Below are 18,573 nucleotides of genomic sequence, written 5' to 3'. Positions count from 1 at the left end.
TCGGCCCTCAGCCCGTAGGCGATCCGGCGGGGCGCGCGTCGTACGCGGCGCGTGCCTCGTCGATGGCGTCGCCGTGCTCGACCGCCCACCCCATCAGGCTGCAGACGATGCCGAGCAGCGTCATCCCCAGCTCGGTGAGCTCGTAGTCCACCCGCGGCGGGACCACGGGGTGGACCGTGCGCCGGACGAGGCCGTCCCGCTCGAGGGTGCGCAGGGTCGCGGTCAGCATGCGCTGGCTGATTCCGTGGATCGTCCGCTTGAGCTCGGTGAACCGCAGCGTGTCCGCCCCGAGGGCGTGGATCACCGCGATCGACCACTTGTCACCCACCCGGTCCAGGATCTGTCGCGCGTGACACATCCTGGCCGTGTCCACTTCCGGTAGCTGCACGGTTACCTCCACCTGCCTGAGGCAGATTGAAGTGCCTTCTGGTGTCTCCACCCATGGTTCCTGACGATGGGGTCAGTTACCAAACGGAACCAGGAGAAACCTCATGAGCATCGAGCCGATCCCCGCCGACCTGTCCTTCGCCGTCCCGGGGTCGGAGGACCAGCTCACGCGGGCGGCGAAGGGGCTGACCGAGCGCGGGTACACCGCTCATGTCGTCGACACTCCCGAGCAGGCCCGTGACCTCGTCCGCGACCTGCTCCGGGAGATCGGCACGGACAAGGTCGTGTTCACCGCCAACAGCGAGACCCTCCGCGTCTCGGGCATCCAGGACGAGGTCGACGGGTCCGGGGAGTTCCGTTCGTTGCGCACCGAGCTGGCCGCGGTCGACCCGCAGGACATCCGGACGATGATCAAGGCCGGCGCCGCCCCCGACGTGATCGTCGGCAGCGTGCAGGCGGTCACCGAGGACGGCGTGCTCGTGGCCGTGTCGGCGAGCGGCAGCCAGCTGGGTCCCTACGCGGCCGGTGCGGAGAAGGTGGTCTGGGTGGTCGGCGCGCAGAAGGTCGTGCCGGACCTCGAGACCGCGCTGCGGCGGGTGTGGACCTACAGCTACCCGCGCGAGCACGAGCGTTGGCGGGTCAAGGGCATGGAGTCCTTCGTCGGCAAGCTCCTGATCCTGGAGCGCGAGTACCAGGCCGGCCGCGCGACCGTGGTCCTGGTGCGCACCGAGATCGGCTTCTGAACAGCGGGAACGGCAGATTGTTCGCCCGCTGTTCACCCGTAGGGCGGGTCCCGCTGGTCTTCGCCTCCTAGCGTCGGCGCGTTCCCACTGACCAGGAGGATCTCGTGTCTGCCGACAAGCCCCGGCTCCTTCCGTTGCTACCCGTCACCAACACCTTCGGACGTGCCGCGGTCACCTGCCGCTACCGCTGCGGCGACGCCTGCTCCCACGAGGTGCCCAACACCTCCGACAACGCCTACTTCGGCGACGTCGTGGCCGAGGTCGTCAGCCGGCGCACGATGCTGCGGGCGGGCGCCGTGCTCTCCGTCGCCGCCGCGGGGGCGGCCACCGGCGTGGCCGCCACCGCCGGCGCGGCGGCCGCGACGACCGGCCACGGCTGGCACGGCGGCGGGTGGAACTCGCTCAACTTCCAGCCGGTCGCCCCGAACACCGAGGACCGGGTCGTCGTGCCGCGGGGGTACGAGCAGGGCGTGGTGATCCGCTGGGGCGACCCGGTTCTCCCGGGCGCCCCGCGGTTCGACTTCAACCGGCAGACCGCGTCGGCCCAGGCCGCGCAGTTCGGCTACAACAACGACTTCTGCGGCCTGGTGCCCGTCCCGGGTCGCCGCGACCGCTGGCTCATGGTCAGCAACCACGAGTACACCACCGAGTCGCACATGCACCGCGGCTACGACGAGGCCAACCCCACCCGCGAGCAGGTGGAGATCGCCTGGGCGGCACACGGCATGTCCGTGGTGGTCGTCGAGCAGGCCCGGCGTGGCGGCCTCGAGGTCAGGCTCGACCGGCACTACAACCGGCGGGTCACCGTCCGCACGCCGTTCGCGGTCACCGGCCCGGCCGCCGGTTCGCAGTACCTGCGCACCTCGGCCGACCCGACCGGGCGACGGGTGCTCGGCACGCTGAACAACTGCGCCGGCGGGGTCACGCCGTGGGGCACGATCCTGTCCGGCGAGGAGAACTTCAACCAGTACCTGGCCAACGCCCAGGCGGTCACCGACCCCACCACCAAGGCGCGGCTGGCCCGCTACGGGATCTCCGGCGGCGCCTCGGTGCGCAAGTGGGAGCGCTTCGACCGGCGGTTCGACCTGGCCCAGGAGCCGAACGAGGCGAACCGGTTCGGCTGGATCGTCGAGATCGACCCGCTCGACCCGAACTCCACGCCGGTCAAGCACACGGCGCTGGGGCGGTTCAAGCACGAGGGCGCCAACGTGATCGTCGCCCGGGACGGCCGGGTCGTCGCGTACATGGGTGACGACGAGCGCTTCGACTACATGTACAAGTTCGTCTCCGACGAGCGGATGAAGCGCGGGAACAGCAGGCACGCCCGCGAGCACAACAAGCGGCTGCTCGACTCGGGCACGCTGTACGTGGCCCGGTTCCGCGGGGACAGCCCGGCGGCGGAGATCGACGGGTCGGGGACGTTGCCGTCGGACGGGGAGTTCGACGGGTGGGGCGAATGGGTCCCGCTCGCGCACAACAACCGGTCGTTCGTGGAGGGCTTCACCGCCGAGGAGGTGTACGTCTTCACCCGGCTGGCCGCCGACGCGGTCGGCGCCACCAAGATGGACCGTCCCGAGGACGTCGAGGCCAGCCTGCGGAGCGGTCGGATCTACGCCGCGCTGACCAACAACACCGACCGCGGCAAGCCGGGCAAGGAGGGGCCGACCGAGATCAACCCGCGCCCGGCCAACCGGCACGGGCACGTGCTCGAGATCGAGGAGAGCCGGCGGGACAACACGGCGACCAGGTTCTCCTGGCGCCTGCTGCTGGTCTGCGGGGATCCGAACTCGTCGGACACGTACTTCGGCGGGTACGACAAGTCGCAGGTGAGCCCCATCTCCTGCCCGGACAACCTGGCCTTCGACAGCCGGGGCAACCTCTGGATCTCCACCGACGGCAACGCGCTCTCGACCAACGACGGCCTGTTCGCCGTCCCCGTGGAGGGCCGCGAGCGCGGGCACGTCAAGCAGTTCCTGACCGTGCCGCACGGAGCGGAGACCTGCGGCCCGGTCATCACCGACGACTTCGTGCTGGTCTCGGTGCAGCACCCGGGTGAGCTGGACGGGGCGAGCGCGGACAACCCGCTGTCGCACTGGCCGGACGGCGGCACCAGCCACCCGCGCCCGTCGGTCGTCGCGGTGTGGAAGAAGTAGCCCTCGACGAACCCGCGAACGCGGAGCCGTACCCGAAACGGGTACGGCTCCGCTGCGTTGACGGGTTGTCTACGACGCGTGGCTTGCCTAACGTCGGCGGCGTTCCCGCCTGACCTGGAGGCTTCACGTGTCGTTCACCTCAAAGCCACGTTTCCTTCCCCTGCTGCCCACCACTCACCAGGGCGGGCGGTCGGCGATCACCTGCGAGTACCGCTGCGGCAGCGCCTGCTCCCACGAGGCGCCCAACACCTCCGACAACCCCTACTTCGGGGACATCGTCGGCGAGGTCGTCGAGCGGCGGAAGGTCCTCAAGGCGGGCGTGGTACTGGCCGTCGCCGGTGCCGCGACCGGTGCCGCGGCACCCGCCGCGGTGGCCGCCCCGCCCACCTCGTCCAGGCACGCCGGTGGCTGGGGCGGGCCGGGCATCAACCTGGACTTCCGGCCGGTCGCACCCAACGTCCTGGACGCGGTGGTGGTGCCGCCCGGGCACGAGCAGGAGGTGCTGATCCGGTGGGGTGATCCGGTGCTGCCCGGGGCGCCCGAGTTCGACTTCGCCAACCAGACCGCCGCGGCCCAGGCCATGCAGTTCGGCTTCAACAACGACTTCTGCGGCCTGGTTCCGATGCCGGGCCACCGGGACCGCTGGCTCATGGTGAGCAACCACGAGTACAGCAGCGAAGGGTTCATGTTCCACGGCTGGGACAGCGCGAACCCGACCCGCGAGCAGTTCGAGATCGGTATCGCCGCGCACGGACTCTCGGTCGTCGTACTCGACCGCGACCGCCGCGGGCGGCTCGAGGTCCGGATCGACCGGCACTTCAACCGCCGGATCACGATGACGACGCCGTTCACCGTCCGCGGCCCGGCCGCCGGCTCGCGCTACCTGCGGACCTCCGCCGACCCCGCTGGCAGAACGGTGCTCGGCACGATGAACAACTGCGCCGGCGGGGTGACGCCGTGGGGCACGATCCTGTCCGGCGAGGAGAACGTCAACCAGTACTTCGCCAACGCCGACTCGGTCACCGACCCGCAGGCACGGACCCGGCTCGCCCGCTACGGGTTCCCGGCCGCGGCGACGGGCCGCAAGTGGGAGCGCTTCGACCGGCGGTTCGACCTGGCCCAGGAGCCGAACGAGGCCAACCGGTTCGGCTGGATCGTCGAGATCGACCCGCTGAAGCCGCACGAGAACCCGGTCAAGCACACGGCGCTGGGGCGGTTCAAGCACGAGGGCGCGAACGTGATCGTGGCGAAGGACGGCCGGGTCGTCGCGTACCTGGGGGACGACGAGCGGTTCGAGTACCTGTACAAGTTCGTCTCCGACGGCAGGTACAAGCGCGGCGACGGCCAGCTCGCACGGGAGCACAACAAGCGGCTGCTCGACTCGGGGACCCTCTACGTCGCCCGGTTCCGGGGCGACAGCCCTGCCGCGGAGATCGACGGGTCGGGGAGGCTCCCCTCGGACGGGGAGTTCGACGGCTCGGGTGAGTGGATCCCGCTCGCGCACAACGACCGGTCGTTCGTGGAGGGCTTCACCGCCGAGGAGGTGTACGTCTTCACCCGCCAGGCCGCGGACGCGGTCGGCGCCACGAAGATGGACCGCCCGGAGGACGTGCAGCCCAGCCCCCGGACCGGCCGGATGTACGCGCCGCTGACCAACAACACCGACCGCGGCAACCCGGGCAAGGAGGGCCCGACCGAGGTCAACCCCAGGGTGCGCAACCGGCACGGCCACGTCCTGGAGCTGGAGGAGGCCCGGCGGGACAACACGGCGACCCGGTTCTCCTGGCAGCTGCTGCTGGTCTGCGGGGATCCGAACTCGCCGGACACGTACTTCGGCGGGTACGACAAGTCGCAGGTGAGCCCGATCTCCTGCCCGGACAACCTGGCCTTCGACAGCCGGGGCAACCTCTGGGTCTCCACCGACGGCAACGCCCTTGGCTCCAACGACGGGCTGTTCGCGGTGCCGGTGGAGGGTCGGGAGCGCGGGCACGTCAAGCAGTTCCTGACGGTGCCCATCGGCGCGGAGACCTGTGGGCCGGTCATCACCGACGACTTCGTGCTGGTGTCGGTGCAGCACCCGGGCGAGGTGGACGGGGCGAGCGCGGACAACCCGGTGTCGCACTGGCCGGACGGCGGCGCGACCCAGCCCCGGCCGTCCGTTGTGGCGGTGTACCGCACGCGGCGGTGAGCGGCCCCCTACGGTGGTGACATGGCCGCTCGTCCCGTCGCACTCATCACCGGCGCCTCCCGCGGCATCGGCGCCGCGGTCGCGGCAGCCCTGGCCGGCTCCCACGACCTGCTGCTCGGCGGGCGGGACGAGACCGCCCTGGCCGAGGTCGCCGCGACCCTGCCGGCGGCCAGGCCGTGGCCGGTGGAGCTGACCGACCAGGTCGCCGTCGAGGCCGCCGCGGCGTCGGTCACGCGGTTGGACGTGCTGGTGCACTCGGCGGGCATCGCCCGGCTGGGTGGGCTCGGCGATCTCTCCGCCGCCGACTGGCGTGACTCGTTCGAGGTCAACGTGGTCGCGGTGGCCGAGCTCACCCGGCTGCTGCTACCGGCCCTGCGGGCCGCCGCCGGCCACGTCGTGCTGATCAACTCCGGTTCGGGGCTCAAGGCGAACCCGCGGTGGGGTGCCTACGCGGCGAGCAAGTTCGCCCTGCGTGCCTATGCCGACGTGCTCCGCGCCGAGGAACCGGGCCTGCGGGTCACCTCGGTGCACCCGGGCCGGACGGCGACCGACATGCAGCGGGCCGTCCGCGAGTTCGAGGCCGGCGAGTTCGAGCCGGACAAGTACATGAGCTCCGCCTCGGTGGCCGCGCTCGTCCATGCGGCTATCACTACCCCGCCGGACGCGCACGTGCACGAGGTCGTCATCCGCCAGCGACCGTAGGAACTCGAGCGGGAACTCGAGCGGGAACTCGAAGCACGGCTCACGCAGATACCGGTTGTCAGGAACACCGGATCGACGTGAGGAGCGCGTGTGCACCCCAGTGACGGGGAGGTCATCCGGGCGTCGCTGGTCGACGCCGAGCGGTTCGGGGTGGTCTACGACCGGTACTCCACCCAGCTGTACCGCTATGCCTACCGCCGCGTCGGGCCGGAGTTCGCCGAGGACGCCGTCGCCGAGACGTTCCTCGCGGCGTTCCGCCGGCGCGCCAGCTACGACCTCCGCCGGCCAGACGCCCGACCCTGGCTGTTCGGGATCCTCAGCCGGGAGATCTCCATGCGGCACCGGGCCGAGGACGCCCGGTACCGGGCACTGGCGAAGGCGCGGGTGAGCGAGGTCGCCGAGGGCTTCGTCGACGAGGTCGTCGCCGCGGTGACCGCGCAGGGCGCGGGTGCGGCCATCGCCGAGGCCCTGCGGAACCTGCCCGGCGGGGACCGGGACGTCGTGCTGCTCATCGCGTGGAACGACTTCAACTACGCCGAGGTCGCCGAGGCGCTCGGGATCAAGCTCGGCACCGTGCGGTCCCGCCTGCACCGCGCCCGCCGCCGGCTCCGTGCCGCGCTCGGCGACGACAGCCCCATCGACCTGTTCGAGGTGACCGGATGAACGACCTGAACGTACTGCGTGAGCTTGGTACCGCCCTCGACCCGTCCGGCCCCGCACCGGCGGAGCTGCGGAGGCGGGTGTTCGACGGGCTCGGCGCGGCGGAGCCCAAGCGCCGCGGGCGCCGGTTCGCCATCGGCGCCGCCTCGGTCGCCGCGGTCGCCGTCGTGACGGCGGGCATCCTGCTCGCTCCGGGTGCGGAGCCCACGGCGAGCGCCGCGCAGGTCCTGCACGACGCCGCGCGACAGGTGAAGCGGCAGCCGGTCGCCGAGGACGACCAGTTCATCTACGTCAGGTCCGAGGTCGTCGCGCTCACCAGGAACGAGAGCGCCCCGGACCCTGGCCGCCTGGTCGAGACGGAGCGACAGGTCTGGCTCTCGGCCGACGGCACCCGCGACGGGTTGGTCCGCCAGCGGGAGGCCGGCGGCGCCTGGGTCGACAGCCCGCTCCCCGGGTGCCGGGACGGCGTGACCACCCACACCAAGGGGGGCAAGACGTTCACCGAGCCGTGCACGCCGGCCCCCGCCTACCGGACCGACCTGCCGACCGACGCCGAGGCGATGCTGGACCACCTGCGGCGGCAGGGCGCGGGAACGAAGGCCCCGGCCGACGAGCGGGTGTTCGTCGCCGCGGCCGACCTGCTCCGCGAGGGCGGCCGGTCCCCGGCGGTGACCGCGGCGATCTTCGACGCGCTGGCGACCCTGCCGTCCGCGACGCTCGCCGAGGACGTGACCGACCCGACCGGTCGCCGGGCGGTCGCGGTGGCCGCCCGCTCGGCTGACCTCCGTACCGAGCTGTTCTTCGACCGGGAGACGTTCGCCTACCTGGGGCAGCGAACCGTGCTCGAACGCGACCAGGACGGCCGCCGGGCCGGCGACGTCGTCGACTCGTCGACGGAGCTGACCGTCGCCGTCGCCGCTGAGGCCGGGCAGACGCCCTAGTTACGGATAGCACCCCAGAACCCCGGAGAACTCTCGGAGAACCCATGAACAGCAGACCCCTCCGGCGCTGCCTGCTCGCGCTCGGCATCGCGCTGAGCGTCACCGCCGGCGTCGTCCTCGTCGGGAACGCCGCGGAACCGGCGAACCCGGCGGAACCCGCCCGCTCCCCGGTGGCCGAGCAGGTCACCCAGGTCACCATGATCACCGGCGATCGGGTACTGGCCAGCACGAGCTCCCTGCGGGTCGAGTTCGCCGACCCGCTGCGCCCCAGGAGCTACCAGCAGCTCACCATCCACGGTGACCGGTACCTGATCCCGGCCGACGCCGCCGCCCTGATCGACTCGGGAACTCTCGACCGGGAGCTGTTCAACATCACCGGTCTGGTGCGACAGGGCTACGACGACCGGCACTCCGCCTCGATCCCGCTGCTGACCCGGGACGCCACCGTTGGCGACACCGGGCGCAACGCGCTCCCCGCCGTCGGTATCACCGCGTCACGCCTGGAGAAGTCGCACGCGGCGACCGCCTGGCGGGACATCACCGGGGTCGGTACCCGTCGCGCCGGCACGGCTCGGATCTGGCTCGACCGAGAGGTCACGGCGAGCACCGACGCGAGCGTGCCGCGGATCGGTGCGCGGGCTGCCTGGGAGCGCGGTCTGACCGGGCGGGGTGTGACCGTGGCCGTGCTCGACACCGGCATCGACACCGACCACCCGGACTTCGCCGGCCGGGTGCGGGAGTCCCGGGACTTCACGGGAGCGGGCGGCGTCGAGGACCGCAACGGGCACGGCACCCACGTCGCCTCGGTCGCGGCCGGTACGGGCGCCGCTTCGGGAGGTCGGTACCGAGGTGTCGCGCCGGAGGCGGACCTGGCGATCGGCAAGGTGCTCGACGACGAGGGCCGGGGCACGATGTCCTCCGTGCTCGCCGGCATGGTGTGGGCGGCGGCCGAGACCGACGCCGACGTGGTCAACCTGAGCCTGGGCGCCGATGCCACCGACGGCACCGACCCGCTGTCGGTGGCGGTCGACACCCTGAGCGCCGAGCACGACACGCTGTTCGTCGCCGCCACCGGCAACGACGGTGCCGACCGGGGCGTGGCCACGCCCGCCGCGGCGAACACGGCGCTCGCCGTCGGAAGTGTGGGCGAGGCGGACGCGCCGAGCCCGTTCTCCAACCGAGGCCCGCGCCTGCGCGACGGCGTGGCGAAGCCCGACCTCGCGGCACCGGGCGAGGGCATCGTCGCAGCCGCACCCGCGGACGTACCGCCGCTGGGTGAACCGGTTGGCGAGGCCTACCAACGCATGGACGGCACGTCGATGGCCGCGCCACACGTCAGCGGCGCCGCCGCCCTGCTCGCCCAGCAGCACCGGGACTGGACACCCGACCGGCTGAAAGCGGCGCTGACGAGCACCGCAACGGAGACGTCAACGGAGGTGTCAAAGGAGGCGTCAGATGACCCCCACGCCGTGGGCACGGGTCGCGTCGACATCGACCGGGCGACCCGGCAGAGCGTGATCGCCACCGGCAGCGTGTCGGCCTTCCTGGCCTGGCCGACCGCCGGCCGGCGCGAGACCCGGGCGGTGACCTGGCACAACTCGGGAACCGAACCGGTCACGCTGTCGTTGGCGGCCGAGCTGCGCGACAGCGTTGGCGGGACAGCGCCGGCGGGCATGCTGACGCTGTCCGCCGACACGGTGACCGTGGCACCCGGCGCGGATGCCGAGGTGGAGGTGACCGTCGCCGCCACGGCCCCCGGCACCTACGCCGGCACGCTCGTCGCGACCGGTCCGGACGGCCTGCGCACCCGCACCACCCTGTCGGTCGAGCAGGAACCGGAGATGTACGACCTGACCGTCCACCTGGTGAACCGGGACGGGGCACCCGCGACGGGCGACCGGGACGGCGCGCTCGCGCTCGCCCTCGACGACCCGCGTGGCCGGATCGAGGCCCTGACCGACGGCACGGCCCGGGTACCGGCCGGCCGGTACTCGGTCACGGCCCGGATCAGGACCCCGGTGCCGGGACGGGAGGCGAGCCTCACCGTGCTTACCCACCCGGAGCTGGTGGTCGACCGCGACACCGAGATCACGCTCGACGCCAGGACCGGGCAGCCGGCCTCGATCAGCCCGGACAACCCGGCGGCGCGCGGCGGTAGCCACCTGTCCCAGGTGATCACCAGAGCGCCGGGCTGCGCCTGCGTGCTCGTGTTCTACGACGAGCTCGAGCCGCGGAGCGAGGCCCTGTACGTCGGCACCGCACCCGGCACCTCCTCGGACGGGTACGCCTTCGCGCTGTCCCGCCAGGCCACCGAACCGAGGGTCGAGCTGCACGTCGACGGACCGGACCCGTTCGAGGTCGCCGCCGACTGGTTCGACACCTCACCGGTGCCGACCGAGCGCGGGAACCTGCGCGCGGTGTACGCCGGCAGGGCGACCCCCGCGGAACTGGCGGCGCTCGACGTGCGGGGCAAGCTGGTGCTGTTCGACATGCCGCCGGACACGACGTACGGCCAGCTGCGGCAGACGACGCTCGGCATCCGCGACGCGGGCGCGTCGCTCGCCATGGTGGTGGCCGAGGGCGACCCGGCGCCGAGGGCCGCCGGCGAGGACGACGAGGTGGCCACCGCGCTGCCGACCTTGTGGGGCGGCTCGGTCTCGGCCGGTCGGTTCCGGTCGGTGCTGGCCGAGGACGAGGCGTCGGTGCGGTTCGCCAGCACCCCGCATCCGGCGCTGCGGTACGAGCTGTGGATCGGCGTCACCGGGCGGGTCACGACGCCGCAGGTGCACCGGCCCCGCACCCGCGACCTCGCGGCCGTAGCCACCTCCTACCACGACAACGGCGGGCAGCACCGCTTCCTGGGGGCGTCGGCGCACTTCTTCGGCACGACGGTCTCGGTGGTCAACAGCTATGCCATCACCGCGCCCCAGCAGCGGACCGAGTACTTCACCCCCGGCGAATGGGCGTTGAGCGTGCACGGCAGCCTGGACCTCGGCCAGCTGAGCGAGACCAGGAGGCTCCACGCCGGGCGGAACCGGCCGATCGAGTGGGACAGGGCGGTGATCGGCCCCTCGTTTCGCGGCACGACGCTGACCGGCAAGGAGACCGGGGGGCCGCCGCGCCCCCGGCCGTGGGCCTGGCGGACCGAGGACGTGGTCGACGTGGTCCTGCCCATGCACGGGGACGCGGCCGGCCGCCCGCGCGTGCCCAGCCGGGAGATCACCGGTTCGATCAGCCTGTACCGGGAGGACGCCCTGGTGGCGACCGTCGACTCCCCGACGCACGCGAGGATCGAGGTGCTCCCCGCGGCGGCCCGCTACCGGTTGACCGCGACCGCGACCCGCACCGCGGCCTGGTGGCCGCTGGCAACCACGGTCAGCGCGGACTGGACCTTCCGGTCCTCGGGCGCTGAGCCGCGGAACCAACCCCTGCCCCTGCTCACCGCGCGGTTCGCACCGGAGCTTGACCTGGCCAACCGCGCACCGGGCGGTCGCCGGTTCAGCTTCCCGTCCTATGTGGAACGGCAGGACGGCGAACCGGAGGTGGTCGGGCACCGGGTCGAGGTGTCCTACGACGACGGCGCCAGCTGGCGGCAGGCCCAGGTCAGGAGGTCCGGCAAGCACTGGGAGGTCACCGTCACCCATCCGGCGAGTGGCTTCGTCTCGCTGCGGGCGACGGCCACCGACAGCGACGGCAACACGGTCCGCCAGACCGTCCTGCGCGCCTACCAGCTCGGCTGAGGCGAGCGCGGCGAGGTGTCCCGGCGCACCGGCTCAGGCCAGGCGCCGGGTCACCGCGCCGGCGGCGGCCTGCGCCTGCGCCCGGTCCACACCCGTCGGCTCGCCGTCGGCGACGACCTGGTCCCCGGCCACCCAGACGTCGCGGACCAGGCGCTGGCCGCCGGCCCAGACCAGGTTCGCCAGCAGGTGCTCGTCGGATACGTCGAAGCCCCCGGTGAACGCGGGGTCGTCCACCGACACGTGCACCAGGTCGGCCCACCGACCGGGTTCCAGCGCCCCGATGTCGTCCCGGCCCACGGCCTCGGCGCCGCCACGGGTCGCCAGGAGCAGCACGTCGGCGGCGACCAGCGCGGCGGAGTCCATCGCGGCGAGCCGGGCGAACAGCGCCGAGAGCCGCATCTCCTCCCACAGGTCCAGGTCGTCGTTGCTGGCCGGACCGTCCGTGCCGAGCCCCACCGACACCCCGGCCCGGCGCAGGTCGGCGAGCCGGGCCACGCCCGAGGCCAGCTTGGCGTTCGAGCCGGGACAGTGCGCCACGCCCACCCCGTTCTCGGCGAAGATCGCGATGTCCTCGTCGGAGAGGTGCACCGAGTGCGCGGCCAGCACCCGGCCGCCGTACAGGCCGACCTCGGCGAGCATCCGCGGGACCGAGCCGTACCGCTCGCGCTGCACGGCGTCCTCCGCCGCCGACTCGGCGACATGGATCAGCACCAGCGCGTCCCGGGCCCTGGCCGCCTCCCCGATGAGGGTCAGTGCCTCTGGCGGCAGCGTGTAGGCGGCGTGCGGGCCGTAGCCGATCTCGATCCGGTCGTCGGCACCGCAGAACCGGCCGGCGGTGTCGATCCGGGCACTGATCTCCTCCAGCTGGGTGCGCCAGTCGTGGCCGGGGGTGTCCACGACCGCCGGGCCGAGCAACGCCCGCTGGCCGGTGGCGGTGAGCGCCCGGACGAGGTGCTCGGTCTGGAAGTACTGCTCGACGCTGGTGGTGATGCCACCCCGCAGCATCTCCACCGAACCGAGCACCATCCCGGCCTCGATGTCGGCCGGGGTCAGCTTCGCCTCGGCCGGCCAGACGATCTCCTGGAGCCACCGCAGCAGCGGCAGGTCGCCGCCCATCCCGCGGAGCACGGTCATCGGGCTGTGCGCGTGGATGTTCACCAGCCCGGGCAGCAGGATGCCGGGCAGCGTGCGCTCCGCGAACTCGGTGTCCGGGGCCTCGGCGCGGGGGCCGCAGTAGGTGATGCGCCCGTCGGCACCCACGTCGACGACGGCGTCGCGCAGCACGGAACAGGACGGGTCGCAGGGCAGCACGACGGGGGCGCGGAAGCGGACGGGTGTACGCATGACCAGATCCTGCCAGCCTCAGCGCCGCTCGAAGACGATGTCCCGGCTCGCCCGGCCGACCTCCTCGGCGCGGCTCTCGAACTTGGTCAGCGGCCGCCAGTCGGGCCGCGGGGCCCAGTCGGTGTGGAGGTTGCGCAGCAGCGGCTCCGCGGAGAGCACCTCGAGCATCTGCTCGGCGTAGTTCTCCCAGTCGGTGGCCAGGTGCAGCCGCCCGCCCGGGGCGAGGCGCGAGGCGACCAGGGCCACGAACGAGGGCTGTACCAGGCGCCGCTTGTGGTGCTTCTTCTTCGGCCAGGGATCGGGGTAGAAGATCCGCACCCCGTGCAGCGAGTCCGGCGGGAGGTGCCGCTCGAGCAGGACGACGGCGTCCCCGCGCAGCAGCCGCAGGTTCGTCACCCCGAGGGCCTCGGCCCGCATCATCAGCTGCGCGAGACCCGGCTGGTAGACCTCCACGGCCAGGTAGTTGACCTCGGGTTCGGCCTGCGCGAGCCGCGCCGTCGTCTCCCCCATGCCCGAGCCGATCTCGAGCAGTACCGGCGCCGACCGGCCGAACCAGCCGTCGAGGTCGAGCGGGCCCGCGGGCAGGTCCGCCACGTTCCGGCCGAGCCGGTCCCAGTGCCGTTCCCACGCCCGGGTCTGGCCGACCGTCATCCGGCCGCCGCGGTTGACGAAGCTGACGACGGTGCGACGGCCGGTCAGGTCGGGGGGAGAGTCCACCCGCGAGAGACTAGGGCGCGTCCGCGCAGTCCCGGTCGATGGGCTTCGTGATCCAGGTCGTCGCTGGCAAGGCGGAGGGCAGGCCTCGTACCGGGTCGTACTCGGCCTGTCCGACAACGCCGCCAGCGGCGGGCTGGGCGCGAAGACCGCGATCGAGGGCTGTGCGGACGTGCCCTAGGCGGGCCCCATCGACTCGAACCGGGCGAGGTTCGCGCGGAGGTCGGGGAGACCGCCGACGGCCACGGGGTCGGGCGTCTCGCCGACGTGCACCCGCAGGATGTCGATCCATCCCGGATGGCGGTCGGTGAGGATCAGCGTCGTCGGCATGCCGGGCTCGAGCAGCTTGCGCTCCGAGGGGACGTACTCCCAGTACCCCGATGAGCCCTCGGTGGCCCAGGGCACGAACACCCAGCCCGGCCGCGCCGACAGCAGCTTGGCGACCCGGTCCTCGACGGCGAACCCCTCGGCGCGGGAGCTCAGGTTCCCGGCCGCCAGCGCGCGCAGCCACCAGGGTGCGGGAACGTCGGTGCCGGAGCGCCGGATGGTCCGGTACAGCGCCATCACCTGCGGCTCCGGAGCACGGTGTACCCAGGCACGCCGGGTTTCGGAGGGCACCGTGGCGTCCTCCGCACCCCACATCTCGATGGCCTGGGACCATTCGAGACCGATCAGCGGCTCGACCCGCAGGGCCGGCGACTCGTCGATCGCCGACCTGGCCGGGGGCACGGACGGGGGAATGGACGGCGGGTTGGACGAGCGTCGTTGCTCCGCCGCTGCCGCGGCTTCGGAAAACGGGCCGGTGTCAACCACCGTCACAAGTCCACCTCCATGGGACGCCCGGAACCACATCTGAAGTTGGGCGTGCGTGTGCGGGGGAGTGCTGTCCTTCGATATGACCGCTTTGGGCGGCGCTTGTCCGCAGAATGTGATCTGAATCACATATGCTTAACGTGGTCTTAATCGAAACGTCTGGTGTAAAACACCGCGGCGCATCGAACCGACGGTCCCACACAACGTAGAGCCCGGACCACCTGGGACGGTGGTCCGGGCTCCTCCCCCTGACTGCCGTGGTCCCCCGGACCGCCACCCCCTGCGGGCCGCGGGACCACGACGTCGGTCCTCCTAGGCGTCCCGCTTGTTCGCGGTGAACAGCGCGATGGCGAGCAGCACCAGCGCGAACCCGACGAAGTAGGCAGCCGCCCCCCACGGGCTCAGCGGGGTCACCGACGCCGGCGGCCCCTCGGCGACCGCCCGGCTGGTGACGTCCGGGTCCCCGGTCAGGAAGCGGTTGGCAACGTAGAACGGCATCCACTTCTGGATGTCGTCGCCGACCTTCGGGATCAGGGCGATCAGGCTCTCCACGAGCTGGCTGTAGATCAGCACGAGCGACACCGCGCCGGCCGAGTGCCGGATCAGGATGCCGACCGCCACCGCGATGATCGCGGCCGCCGCGTAGACCAGTCCGGTGCCGGCGGTGGCCCGCCACTCGAAGGCGGTGTTGATCGCGAGATCGGCGTTGGACTTGATGGCCTTCGTGATGGCGACCGAGCCGAACGCGGTGACCAGACCGACCAGGGCGGCGAACCCGGCCACGACCGTCGTCTTGGCCAGCAGTGCGGAGATCCTGTTCGGCACGGCCTGGAAGGTCGCCCGGATCGTGCCGAAGCGGTACTCGGTCGTGATCGCCAGCGTGGCCATCACCATGATCACTACGAGGCCGAAGCCGTAGCCGAACTGGCTGGAGGCGATCGTCGCGGGGTTCTCGTTGTCGACGCCGGCGACCAGCGCGGCGAACCCGATGGTGACCGCGAGCGCGGCCAGCGTGCACCAGATCGGCGAGCGAGTGGTGAACAGCTTGATTCGTTCAACGGCGAGCAGAGTCATGTCGTCACTTCCCGGCGGGCTGGAGGTCGGTGGACCCGGTGGTCTGCGCCTCGGCGATCGGGTCGGCGTCCACGCCCATCGCGTGGTACTCGACGGAGTCGCCGGTGAGCTGGATGAACGCCTCCTCGAGCGAGCCGCGCTGCTGGCTCAGCTCGTGCAGGACGACACCCTTGGCCGCGGCCAGCTCGCCGATCTCGGCCATCTCCATCCCGGAGACGACCAGACCGTCCTTGTCCTCCCGGACGCCCGCGCCCTGCTCGTCCAGCGCCGAGCGCATCAGCGCGAGCTGCGGGCTGCGCACGGTGACCGTGTTCTCGGTGGCCTGGGCCACGAACTCCTCGGTGCTGCACTGCGCGATCAGCTTGCCTCGGCCGATCACCACGAGCTCCTGGGCGGTCAGCGCCATTTCGGAGAGCAGGTGGCTCGAGACGAACACCGTGCGGCCCTCGTCGGCCAGCCGGTGCATGAACCGGCGGATCCAGAGGATGCCCTCCGGGTCCAGACCGTTGACCGGCTCGTCGAACAGGAGCACCTGCGGGTCGCCCAGCAGGGCCGCGGCGATGCCGAGCCGCTGGGACATGCCGAGCGAGAACCCGCCCGCCCGGCGGTTGGCGACCCCGGTGAGGCCGACGGTCTCCAGCACCTCGTCGACCCGCTTTGAGGGCAGTCGGTTCGACTTGGCGAGCCACCGTAAGTGGGCGCGGGCCGAGCGGTTCGGGTGTACCCACTTCGCGTCGAGCAGCGCGCCGACCGTCCGCAACGGCTGGTGCAGCTCCCGGTAGCGCTTGCCGTCGATCCGGACGCTGCCCGCGCTGGGCGCGTCGAGCCCGAGGATCATCCGCATGGTGGTGGACTTGCCCGCGCCGTTCGGACCGAGGAACCCGGTGACCCGGCCGGCCTGGACGGTGAAGGACAGATCGTCGACGGCCACCGTCTTGCCGTAGCGCTTGCTGAGGCCGACTGCCTCAATCATGGTCTCTCCCTGTTTTGTCTTGCTTCCCCGTGGAGCACTTTCACGTTGGAGCAATGGTGGCGTCGAGCCGACGTCCACGTCCTCCACCTTTGGTCGCCACTTCGGGTCAACATCTGGAGGTAGCCTCCATCAGTCCTCAGGTGGGCGGGATCCGTAATCGCCCTGACTCGACCCTGATTCGTGGCTGTCCTCGGGTAGGGGACGCGAGGAAGTCTCGCCCACCCTCCCTGAGCCCGCCCTCAGGTCAGTGCTCGCCCGGGCGCACCAGGCCGGTCTCGTAGGCGAGGACCACGGCCTGGACCCGGTCGCGCAGGTCCAACTTGGCCAGGACCCGGCCGACGTGGGTCTTCACCGTCGCCTCGGAGAGGAACAGCTTGCGGGCGATCTCGGTGTTCGACAGGCCCTGGGCGATCAGCAGCAGTACCTCGCGCTCCCGCTCGGTCAGCGCGTCCAGCACGGCGGCGTCGCGCAGCTGGCCGCCGGCCGCACCGAGGAACCGGTCCAGCAGCCGGCGGGTCACGCTCGGCGAGACGACCGCGTCGCCGAGGGCCACCGAGCGCAGCGCCGAGACCAGGTGTGCGGGCGGAGTGTCCTTGAGCAGGAACCCGCTCGCCCCGTTGCGCAGCGCGGACAGCGCGTACTCGTCGAGGTCGAAGGTGGTCATCACGAGCACCTTGGCCAGGCCCTGTTCGGTGATCTGCCTGGTGGCCTCGACCCCGTCGAGCACCGGCATCCGCACGTCCATCAGCACCACGTCCGGGCTCAGCGAGGCGGCGAGCTCGACTGCGTCCCGGCCGTTGCCCGCCTCCCCGACGACCTCCATGTCCTCCTGCGCGCCGAGCACCATCCGGAACCCGACCCGCATCAACTCCTGGTCGTCGACGAGAACCACCCTGATCACATACGTCAACGTAGTGCCTCGGTACTCACTCGGCGGTCAGCGGCAGGCTCGCCAGCACCCGCCAGCCGCCCTCTGGACGCGGTCCCGCGTCCAGCGAACCGCCGAACACCAGGGCCCGCTCCCGCATACCGATCAGGCCGTTCCCGCCGGACACCCCGACCAGCGGCCGAACCGCCTGGTGCCCGTCGTCACAGATCTCGAGCTCCACCCGGTCGCCGCTCCGCTCCACCCGGACGACCGCACGCGTGCCAGGACCCGCGTGCTTGAGCGTGTTGGTCAGCGCCTCCTGCACGATCCGGTAGACGCCCAGGCCCACCCCGGCGGGCAGGTCGTCGACGGCACCGGTGATCTCCAGGTGGACCGGCAGCCCCACCGCTCGCACCCGCTCCGCCAGCTCGGCCAGCGACTCCGCGCCCGGCTGAGGGGTCAGGTCGTCCCGCGCGTCCTCGCTGCGGAGCACCCCGAGCAGCCTGCGCAGCTCGGTAAGCGCCTCACGGCCGGTCGCCGAGATCGTCCGCACGGCGCGTTCGGCCAGCTCGGGCTGGGTGCGCACGGCATAGGCGGCCCCGTCGGCCTGCACGACGATCACGCTCACCGCATGCGCCACGACGTCGTGCAGCTCCCTGGCGATCCTGGCGCGCTCGGCGGCGACGGCCATCCTGGCCTGGTGGTCCCGCTCGACCTCGAGCAGCGCGAGCCGCTGTTCGACGGCCGCGTGGTAGGCCCGCCGGGCCCCGACGAACTCGCCGAGCACCCAGCACAGGGCGAACATCAACGCCACGACGATCAGCAGGATCACCATCTGGGCGGAGTACTGCAGCCACGCCTGGACGCCGGTGACCACGGCGTTCGCCAGCACGTACAGCAGCCCCTGGCGACGACTGACGTAGGCGACGAGGGTGTAGACCGAGATGCAGGTCGTGAACAGGCTCGCGATGCCCAGCTCGAGGATCGAGTGCGGCACGCCGAACAGCAGGGTGGCGTACGCCGCCGCGACCGGATACTTGCGGCGGAACCCGACCGGCACGACCACGCCGAGGGTGAGCGGCACCGCGACGTACCAGGGCGGCGGGGTGGTCGGATCCTCCGGTGTCACCACCTGGACGACGTAGAGGAACAGGTCGATGGCCAGGAGGTGGGCGGCGATCAGGCTGTCGCCGAACACCGGGTGCCCCTTCATCCACAGGCTCAACCGCCGCACGCCTCCGAGCGTAGGCATGCTCCGCGCACCCGGCATCCG

15 protein-coding genes are annotated in these 18,573 nt (G+C 72.0%); 7 read left to right on the top strand and 8 right to left on the bottom strand.

Annotation, left to right across the window (positions count from 1 at the left end):
• Positions 1 to 7: 7 nt before the first annotated feature.
• Complete coding sequence (locus BU204_RS06815; RefSeq protein WP_408607987.1) at positions 8 to 388, bottom strand: winged helix-turn-helix transcriptional regulator; 381 nt, start codon at positions 386 to 388, stop codon at positions 8 to 10.
• A gap of 103 nt (positions 389 to 491) precedes the next feature.
• On the opposite strand from BU204_RS06815, the gene BU204_RS06810 reads away from it, so the two are divergent.
• The 7 genes from BU204_RS06810 to BU204_RS06780 all read left to right on the top strand — a co-directional run bounded on the left by BU204_RS06810 (position 492) and on the right by BU204_RS06780 (position 11,514).
• The gene (locus tag BU204_RS06810) at positions 492 to 1,130 is read left to right on the top strand and encodes an LUD domain-containing protein (protein ID WP_075124698.1); all 639 of its coding nucleotides are present in this window, start codon (positions 492 to 494) and stop codon (positions 1,128 to 1,130) included.
• 104 nt (positions 1,131 to 1,234) lie between these two features.
• Positions 1,235 to 3,283, top strand: coding sequence for a PhoX family protein (locus tag BU204_RS06805; RefSeq protein WP_075124697.1), 2,049 nt, complete (start codon positions 1,235 to 1,237; stop codon positions 3,281 to 3,283).
• Between the two features lie 127 nt (positions 3,284 to 3,410).
• Positions 3,411 to 5,471, top strand: coding sequence for a PhoX family protein (locus tag BU204_RS06800; protein ID WP_075124696.1), 2,061 nt, complete (start codon positions 3,411 to 3,413; stop codon positions 5,469 to 5,471).
• 21 nt (positions 5,472 to 5,492) lie between these two features.
• Positions 5,493 to 6,173, top strand: a complete 681-nt coding sequence (locus tag BU204_RS06795; RefSeq protein ID WP_075124695.1) for an SDR family oxidoreductase — start codon at positions 5,493 to 5,495, stop codon at positions 6,171 to 6,173.
• Between the two features lie 90 nt (positions 6,174 to 6,263).
• Complete coding sequence (locus BU204_RS06790; RefSeq protein ID WP_075124694.1) at positions 6,264 to 6,836, top strand: RNA polymerase sigma factor; 573 nt, start codon at positions 6,264 to 6,266, stop codon at positions 6,834 to 6,836.
• Positions 6,833 to 7,774 (top strand): CU044_5270 family protein, encoded by a 942-nt coding sequence (locus BU204_RS06785; RefSeq protein ID WP_075124693.1) that lies wholly within the window; start codon positions 6,833 to 6,835, stop codon positions 7,772 to 7,774. The genes BU204_RS06790 and BU204_RS06785 overlap by 4 nt, the downstream gene beginning before the upstream one ends.
• Before the next feature lie 44 nt (positions 7,775 to 7,818).
• A complete protein-coding gene (locus tag BU204_RS06780) occupies positions 7,819 to 11,514 on the top strand; it encodes a S8 family serine peptidase (protein ID WP_075124692.1) in 3,696 nt (1,231 codons plus the stop codon).
• Between the two features lie 33 nt (positions 11,515 to 11,547).
• Here BU204_RS06780 and BU204_RS06775 read toward each other — a convergent pair whose 3' ends face one another.
• The 7 genes from BU204_RS06775 to BU204_RS06745 form a co-directional block, all read right to left on the bottom strand.
• Positions 11,548 to 12,858 (bottom strand): amidohydrolase family protein, encoded by a 1,311-nt coding sequence (locus tag BU204_RS06775; RefSeq protein WP_075124691.1) that lies wholly within the window; start codon positions 12,856 to 12,858, stop codon positions 11,548 to 11,550.
• 18 nt (positions 12,859 to 12,876) lie between these two features.
• The gene (gene trmB, locus BU204_RS06770) at positions 12,877 to 13,509 is read right to left on the bottom strand and encodes a tRNA (guanosine(46)-N7)-methyltransferase TrmB (protein ID WP_233159642.1); all 633 of its coding nucleotides are present in this window, start codon (positions 13,507 to 13,509) and stop codon (positions 12,877 to 12,879) included.
• Between the two features lie 240 nt (positions 13,510 to 13,749).
• Positions 13,750 to 14,313: a hypothetical protein gene (locus BU204_RS06765; protein ID WP_075124826.1), complete on the bottom strand. Its 564-nt coding sequence runs from the start codon at positions 14,311 to 14,313 to the stop codon at positions 13,750 to 13,752.
• A gap of 384 nt (positions 14,314 to 14,697) precedes the next feature.
• The gene (locus BU204_RS06760; protein ID WP_075124689.1) at positions 14,698 to 15,459 is read right to left on the bottom strand and encodes an ABC transporter permease; all 762 of its coding nucleotides are present in this window, start codon (positions 15,457 to 15,459) and stop codon (positions 14,698 to 14,700) included.
• 4 nt (positions 15,460 to 15,463) lie between these two features.
• Positions 15,464 to 16,432: an ABC transporter ATP-binding protein gene (locus tag BU204_RS06755; protein ID WP_075124688.1), complete on the bottom strand. Its 969-nt coding sequence runs from the start codon at positions 16,430 to 16,432 to the stop codon at positions 15,464 to 15,466.
• Positions 16,433 to 16,676: 244 nt separating this feature from the next.
• The gene (locus BU204_RS06750; RefSeq protein ID WP_075124687.1) at positions 16,677 to 17,333 is read right to left on the bottom strand and encodes a response regulator; all 657 of its coding nucleotides are present in this window, start codon (positions 17,331 to 17,333) and stop codon (positions 16,677 to 16,679) included.
• 25 nt (positions 17,334 to 17,358) lie between these two features.
• Positions 17,359 to 18,513: a sensor histidine kinase gene (locus tag BU204_RS06745; RefSeq protein WP_456297877.1), complete on the bottom strand. Its 1,155-nt coding sequence runs from the start codon at positions 18,511 to 18,513 to the stop codon at positions 17,359 to 17,361.
• Positions 18,514 to 18,573: the final 60 nt, after the last annotated feature.

It is taken from the genome of Actinophytocola xanthii (assembly GCF_001921205.1).
GTDB classification, from domain to species: Bacteria; Actinomycetota; Actinomycetes; order Mycobacteriales; family Pseudonocardiaceae; genus Actinophytocola; species Actinophytocola xanthii.
The sequence above is the reverse complement of the archived record's forward strand: the minus strand, read 5'-3'. Positions and strand labels throughout refer to the sequence as shown.